This window comes from Glycomyces dulcitolivorans (assembly GCF_003265355.1).
In the GTDB taxonomy this organism is placed as follows: Bacteria; Actinomycetota; Actinomycetes; order Mycobacteriales; family Micromonosporaceae; genus Glycomyces; species Glycomyces dulcitolivorans.
Window position 1 is genome coordinate 1 of sequence record NZ_QFRW01000158.1, and the last position, 3,841, is coordinate 3,841.

Sequence of the window (3,841 nt, forward strand, 5' to 3'; positions counted from 1 at the left end):
GGCCCGGGCTTTCGCCCGGGCCGCCCCGTTCGTACGTCGTCTAGTGGTGGTTCGAGTGGTATCCGGCGGCCTTCGCGCGCTCGAAGGAGCGGCGGACCTCCTCCTCGGCCTCGGCGCGGCCGGTCCAGGTGGCGCCCTCGACGCTCTTGCCGGGTTCGAGGTCCTTGTACACCGTGAAGAAGTGCTGGATCTCGAGCCGGTCGAACTCGGGGACGTCGGCGATGTCCTTGAAGCGGTCCTTGCGCGGGTCCTCCGCGGGGACGCACAGGACCTTGTCGTCGACGCCCTTCTCGTCCCGCATGCGGAACATGCCGATCGCGCGGGCGCGGATCACGCAGCCGGGGAACGTGGGCTCCACCAGCACCAGCGCGTCCAGCGGGTCGCCGTCCTGGCCCAGGGTGTCGTCGATGAAACCGTAGTCGGCCGGGTACACCGTGGCGGTGAACAGCGTCCGGTCCAGGCGGATGCGACCGGTCTCGTGGTCGATCTCGTACTTGTTGGCGCTCCCCTTGGGGATTTCGACGGTCACGTCGAACTCCATCGGCCGACCTCCTCCAGGCTCCTGTGCAGTGTCTCCATGGCCTAGTCTCTGTGCATGTCCCTCAGCGACAACGCCGACCCCAAGGTCGCGAGTAGTACGCCACACGCCCGGCCCGCCGCGCCAGCCCCGGCACGGCCCCAGAAGCAGGGCCCGCGGCGCCGCCGCCGGGTCCTCACCGGCGTGCTCGCGGCCCTCGCCGTCCTGGTCACCGTAGCCGCCGCCGGCGGCCTGGTGTGGCAGATCTCGGCGGTCGCCGCCCCGCGGACAGGGACGATCACCACCCCGGAGGCGTACCCGCCGGCCGCACCCGCGCCGGTGCTGGCCTCGTCGGACGCGAACGCGCCGGTCCCGGACCTCCAGTCGGTCCTGCCCGGGGTGCTCGCCGACGACCGGCTCAACGGGAGCCTGTCGGCGGCGTTCACCGACGTGCTGACCGGGGAGGTCCTGTTCGAGCAGAACGGCGCGGCGCCGCTGACGCCGGCGTCGTCGATGAAGGTCGTCACCGCGGTCGCGGCGCTGGAGCACCTGGGCGCGGAGTACCGGATCCCCACGACCGTGGTCGAGGGCCCGACCGAGGACAGCGTGGTGCTCGTGGCCGGGGGCGACGTGACGCTCACCGTCGACGGCAAGGGCTACTACACCGACTACGCGGACGGCGCGAGCCTCCAGGAGCTCGCCGACCTGGTGCTGGAGGCGCGCGGCGGCGTCGCGCCGGCCACGGTCTACCTGGACACGAGCGTGTTCACCGACAAGACGAAGGCCGAAGGCGTCCCGAACGAGGACCTGACCTACATGACCGCGCCGATGGCGCCGCTCATGGTCGACGGCGGCCGCATGGACAACACCCAGAAGTACGCCCAGCACTACGCGGACCCGGCCATGGTCGCGGCCCAGCAGTTCGCCGAGCTCCTCGGCGGGGGCGCGGCCCCCGACGTGGTCGCCGGGACCGCCGAGGCGGGCGCGGCCGAGCTGGCCGTGGTCTACTCGGCGCCGCTGGCGGCCCTGGTCGACTCGTTCATCCTCACCTCCGACAACCTGCTCGCCGACGCCGTCGCGCTCCAGACCGCGCTGGTCGTCGACGGCGCGATGACCTGGGCGTCGCTCTCGACCGTGCACCTGGCGACCCTGGAGGGCCTGGGCGTCGACAACACCGGGCTGGTGTTCTACGACGGGTCGGGCCTCTCCCCCAGCAACCGCATGACCGCGAACGCGTTCACGCAGCTGCTGCTGGGCGCCGCGACCTCGCAGTCCGCCACGGTCTTCGAGTCGCTCCCGGTCGCGGGGTACTCGGGGACGCTCGACGACCGGTTCGGCACCGCCGAGGACGGCAAGGGCGTGGTGCGTGCCAAGACCGGCACGCTCAGCGGCGTCAGCTCCCTCACCGGCACCCTGACCACGGCCGACGGCCGCCAACTGGTGTTCTCGCTCATCAGCAACGGGGACACCACCGGCGAGACCGCGGTCGAGACGGCGATGGACGAGATCGCGACCGCCGTCGCCAAGTGCGGCTGCTAGTGGACTTCAGGTAAGGCGAGAGGCCCCGGGCGCTGCGCGCCCGGGGCCTTCGTCGTCGGGTCAGGCGGTGTTCCAGGTCTGGTTCAGTGCAAGGCATCCGGTGCTCGGGACGGTGGCCGTCCGGTTGCCGATGGACTCCCAGGTGTAGGTCCCGTTGGACCGCACGATCACGTACTTGTACTGGAAGGTGGTCCCGGCCGGGACCGTGACCGTGCCCTTCCAGTTCGGGTACGTGGTACCCGAGAGGTGGGCCGAGGAGATCGCGGTCCAGTTGCCGAGCTGCGGGATCGAGCCGACGATGTACACCTCGTCGCCGACCGCCGTGCCGGTCACGTACGCGCTCACGTCGACGCAGTTGGACGAACCGCCGCCGCTGCCGCCGCCCGTGTTGCCGACGTGGATCGCCAGCGCCGCCTTCGCCGCGACCGTGGCGGTGAAGGTCCCGCCGGAGACGGTCACGGTGGAGCCGGAGATGACGTCGACGTAGGACCCGTTGGGGAGCGAGGTCGTGAACGTCTGGGTGATCGAGGAGGTCCCGGCGTTGATGACGACGTGTCCGCTGTCGCCGCGGCCGAAGGCGAGCGCGTCGCCCGAGCCCCAGGTGTTGACGACCGCGTCGCCGGCGGTGGCGGCGCGGAAGCCGGCCATGCCGCTCATGTACGGGGAGCGGTGGATGCAGGTGAACGCGTCGGAGCCGCAGTTGACGTCGGCGACCGAGCCGTCGGCGTTGAGCGGAGGCCCGGAGTGGTTGGCGGAGAAGGAGTACCCGGTGTAGGAGGCGGGGGTGCCGAACGGGTAGGCGAGCATGAAGGCCTCGCCGAGGAGGTAGTCCTGGCCGTTCTTGTAGCTCATGGTGAGCGAGCCGCGCTCGGTGTCGTGGTTGGCGACGAAGACGCCCGCGGGCGAGGTGTAGCCCCAGCCGGTGCCCATGGTGGTGAGGTAGCGGGCCTCGGAGGAGCCGTTGATGTGGTTCTTGAGGTCGTAGGAGTAGGAGAACTCCTGGACGTCGCCGATGCCGGTGTACTCGGCCTCGGTGATCGGTTCGCCGGAGGCGCCGATGACCTCTTGGACGATGTAGGGGTCGCCGTCGACGAGGTTCATGATGGCGGCGAGGTCGGTCGCGGAGATGTGCTTGGCGGCGTCGACGCGGAAGCCGGCGACGCCGAGGCTCGTGAGGTCGTCGAGGTAGGCGGCGATGGTCTCGCGGACGTCGGTCTGGGAGGTGTCGAGGTCGTTGAGGCCGACCAGGTGGCAGGTCTGGACCTCATTGCGGTCCTGGTAGTTGTCGATCTCGCAGTAGGAGGAGCCGGTGTTGTGGAAGTCGGAGGCGTCGTAGCCGGCGTCGGGGTAATAGAACTGGCGGTATTCGCTGCCGTTCCAGCCGTAGCGGGTCTCGGTGGCGGAGCCGGCGGCCATGTGGTTGATGACGACGTCGGCGATGACGCCGATGCCGTTGGCCTCGCAGGTCGCGACCATGTTCGCGTATTCGGCGCGGGTGCCGAGGCGGGACTCGATCTCGTAGCTGACGGGCTGGTAGTGGATGTACCAGGCGTCCTCTTCGCCGGAGGTGGCGTCGGCGCCGAGGATGTGCTCGTTGGGCGGGGAGGTCTGGACGTACGTGTAGCCGGAGTCGGCGAGCGCGCCGTCGCATTCGGCGGCGATGGAGTTCCAGGTCCACTCGAACATGTTGAGGATCGAGTCGCCGCCGGCGAGGGCCGCGGCGGGGGCGGCGTCGAGTGCGGGGGCGTCGGGGGCGGGGTGCGGGTAGGCGGCCGCGAGGACGGC

At 70.6% G+C, this 3,841-nt stretch carries 3 protein-coding genes; 1 reads left to right on the forward strand and 2 read right to left on the reverse strand.

Going from position 1 to position 3,841, the window contains the following annotated elements:
- Nucleotides 1–40: 40 nt before the first annotated feature.
- Complete coding sequence (locus DI269_RS13400) at nt 41–541, reverse strand: inorganic diphosphatase (protein WP_112136655.1); 501 nt, start codon at nt 539–541, stop codon at nt 41–43.
- A 54-nt stretch (nt 542–595) separates the two neighbouring features.
- On the opposite strand from DI269_RS13400, the gene dacB reads away from it, so the two are divergent.
- The gene (gene dacB, locus DI269_RS13405; protein WP_112136657.1) at nt 596–2,056 is read left to right on the forward strand and encodes a D-alanyl-D-alanine carboxypeptidase/D-alanyl-D-alanine endopeptidase; all 1,461 of its coding nucleotides are present in this window, start codon (nt 596–598) and stop codon (nt 2,054–2,056) included.
- A 60-nt stretch (nt 2,057–2,116) separates the two neighbouring features.
- Here dacB and DI269_RS13410 read toward each other — a convergent pair.
- On the reverse strand, nt 2,117–3,841 hold a 1,725-nt coding region (locus tag DI269_RS13410; protein ID WP_112136659.1), incomplete at its 5' end, for a carbohydrate-binding module family 20 domain-containing protein.